Genomic DNA, 3,318 nt, shown 5'->3' with positions numbered 1-3,318 from the left:
GCCGTAAAAGCGGCAAATAAGCTCGGTGGTAACGTGCATATTATGGGATTGTTGTCTGATGGTGGTGTGCACTCGCATCAAGACCATATCGAGGCTATGTGCCATTCGGCATTGGTACACGGTGCCAAAAATGTCTTTGTGCATTGTTTTTTAGATGGCCGTGATACGCCGCCAAAATCTGCTGATAAGTATATCAACCGCTTACGCGACCATATTGCTAAGCTCAATGACCACTACGAAGGTGGCCGCGTGCAAATTGCCAGTATTATTGGGCGCTATTATGCAATGGATCGTGACAATCGCTGGGATCGCGTGCAAAAAGCCTATGAGCTTATCACCGAAGGTAAAGCCGACCGATTAGCAACACGTGCTGATGGGGCCATACAAGCGGCGTATAAAGCACGTGAAACTGATGAGTTTATCAATCCAACGGTGGTGATTGGTCGCGACGAAGTGCCTTATACCGTCGATGACAATGACGCGCTTATCTTTATGAACTTCCGCGCTGACCGTGCCCGTGAGCTGGCGCAAGCCTTTGTACTGCCAGATCATGAGTTTTCTGGTTTTGCCCGTCATAAGCAACCAAAGCTTGCCGCTTTTGTGATGTTGACGAAGTATTCTGACGTGCTAGCGGACAATACAAAAACCAGTATTGCCTATTATCCAGCGTCTTTGACCAATACACTTGGAGAGTATTTACAAGATAAAGGTAAAACCCAGCTACGTATCGCTGAAACTGAAAAATATGCGCACGTGACCTTTTTCTTTAGCGGCGGCCGCGAAGATGAATATGAAGGCGAGACGCGGATTTTAGTGCCATCGCCTGATGTTGCTACTTACGATTTACAGCCAGAAATGAGTGCGCCTGAGGTGACCGATGAGCTGGTTGCTGCTATCGAGTCGGGTAAATATGATGTGTTGGTGGTTAATTATGCCAATGGTGATATGGTCGGGCATACAGGCGTCTTTGAAGCTGCTGTCAAGGCGGTAGAAGCGTTGGATGTGTGCATTGGTCGTTTAGAAAAAGCGGTACGCGCTGCGGGTGGCAACATGCTGATCACCGCTGACCATGGCAACTGTGAGCAGATGCAAGACTATGAAAGTGGTCAGGTACATACGCAGCATACCACTGAGCTGGTGCCACTGATTTATATTGGTGAGGAAGCCGTAAAAGTACGTAGCGGCGGCAAGCTTAGTGATATTGCGCCTACGATTTTGGCATTAATGGATATCGAACAACCAGATGAGATGACCGGTAAAAACTTACTGCTTTCGGCTACATAAACTAGACATTTGATAGGGTCATTTAGCAGTCTATTATTACTGCTAAAGCTATTGAGTTTTATAAAAAGGGAGAGATATTGAGTGTCTTTTCCTTTTTTTGCATTTTTTTTGCGCATCCTCGCATTTTTTTGCGCATCCTCTCATTTTGCTTGATACATATTGTTTAAGTTACTTGCAATACTGTCCTAGTCTTAGGTAGAAGCTCAGTGTTATTTTAGACGACATTATTCATGAATAACTTTATAATCATAAATATCCATATAATCTAAAAGTTATAAAAATAATAACCAAATCCTTTCTTTGAGTAATTTATTATGCGTCCAATTCGCCATTTATCCTTATTGCTGTCTAAAAGCTTGAGAAATATCATCATGCCATTGCCTGTTGATTCTAAATCTATTGGTGCTAAATTTATTGGTTCTAAGTCTTTTAAAATGAAGTCTTTTAATGTCAAATCAATCGGATCTCAGCTATTAAAACCCGCTCTTATAAGCAGTGTAGTTGGGCTAGGTGTGGTCAATATGCCAGCACAAGCTGCTACCAATGATAATCAAAAAAACAATAATACTGGCAAAAATCCCACGGCAAGCTTGCAATTGATTGGACTTAACGACGATGACGCGTCTTTAAACAATGACGAGAAAGCTAATAACGCCGACGATTTATCAGATATCGCCGATATGCTTGAATCTGCCGATCAAGTCGATGACTCGATAGATGCTGTTGCCGATGAAAGCGCGCTAAATGACGAGTCAGACGTGATAAACACCGATATTCCCGCTGAAGTTGCGCAAGTATCGTTAAAGGCCATTTCGCCTGAAACCATCAAAACCTTTGTGGCCGTCGTTGATTTGGTACGCCGTGAATACGTGGATACAGTCAATGACGAAGAGTTATTTAGCAACGCCATGAGCGGTATGTTGACCAAGCTCGATAGCCACGCTGAGTTTTTGGATGCAGAAGCTTATGAGAATCTGCGCGCTTTTACTGAAGGCGACGTCGGCGATATCGGTATCAAGGTGCAGTATCAGCCTAAAGTAGGCTATTGGGTGATTACTGAGGTAGTTGATGGCTCGCCTGCCGATAAAAAAGGTATTGCCGTTGGCGATTATTTGCACCAAGTGGATGAGTTCAAACTTGGCGAAGACGAAGAAAGTAATGACATTGAGCAATTGCTAACGGGCATTGCAGGTACCCAAGTAGATGTGGTGACATCAAAAGCAGGACGCCGTAAACATACCACGACTTTACAGCGTAATCACAACCATCCACAAGTTATTGAAACGCGGCTGGTAGATGGAATGGCTATTGTTAGATTACCTGCCTTTCAAAACAATAGCCGTGAGAAGCTGTTACAAGGGTTAATTGATTTGGATGCGCCTGTTAAGGGAATTTTATTAGACATGCGTGACAACCCAGGCGGTGTATTGGCGTCAGCGGTAAGCGTTGCCAGCTTATTTATGACCAATACCGATGTGGTACAAGTCAAAGGTCGTCAAAGCGATTCACGCACACTATCGACGCAAGGTGCAGCGTTATTAGATACCATGCCAGTTGTGGTGTTGCAAAATCGTTATTCTGCTTCAGCGGCTGAGGTCTTAGCCAGTAGTTTGCAAGCGCAAAAACGCGCGACTATTTTAGGCGAGGTCAGCTATGGTAAAGGTTCGGTGCAGTCCGTGATACCGCTGAATGACGAGCAGGCGGTGAAGCTGACCGTTGCCCATTACATGACCGCTTCGGGTAAAAAAATAGATGGGGTTGGGGTAGCGCCTGATGTGACTTTAACAGGAAATGAAAGCACATGGGAGCAACAGGCGCTTGATTTGCTAAGGCAAAAAGCCCTGACGTCGGGTGTTCGCTTTGTACGCAAGCCTCAAGCAGCGAATAATTCTAATCAAGATGACACTAAGACTAAAGTTGTTAAAAATAAAGTGACTCAAAACAATACAGTCATCGAGCACGTGACTGAAAAGCCGACTGAAAAACCGGCTGTTAAAGCCAAGCCCTAATTTCGTTAGCGTTTAAAATTAGACT

Annotated in this window: 2 protein-coding genes; both read left to right on the top strand. The window is 44.3% G+C overall.

The window, feature by feature from the left end; translation table 11 throughout:
- Window positions 1–1,284, top strand: a 1,284-nt coding sequence (gpmI, locus tag V7D75_RS10570; RefSeq protein ID WP_333614532.1) for a 2,3-bisphosphoglycerate-independent phosphoglycerate mutase, incomplete at its 5' end; no start/stop codon positions are given.
- Window positions 1,285–1,805: 521 nt separating this feature from the next.
- A complete protein-coding gene (locus tag V7D75_RS10565) occupies window positions 1,806–3,293 on the top strand; it encodes a S41 family peptidase (protein ID WP_333614531.1) in 1,488 nt (495 codons plus the stop codon).
- Window positions 3,294–3,318: the final 25 nt, after the last annotated feature.

Source organism: Psychrobacter sp., from assembly GCF_036731945.1.
Taxonomy (GTDB): Bacteria; Pseudomonadota; Gammaproteobacteria; order Pseudomonadales; family Moraxellaceae; genus Psychrobacter.
This window is presented reverse-complemented; position numbering and strand designations above follow the sequence as displayed.

What these genes read in the sequence shown, in the direction of transcription:
- V7D75_RS10565 (WP_333614531.1), top strand. Translation starts at nt 1,806, where the DNA reads ATGCCAGCACAAGCTGCTACCAATGATAATCAAAAAAACAATAATACT.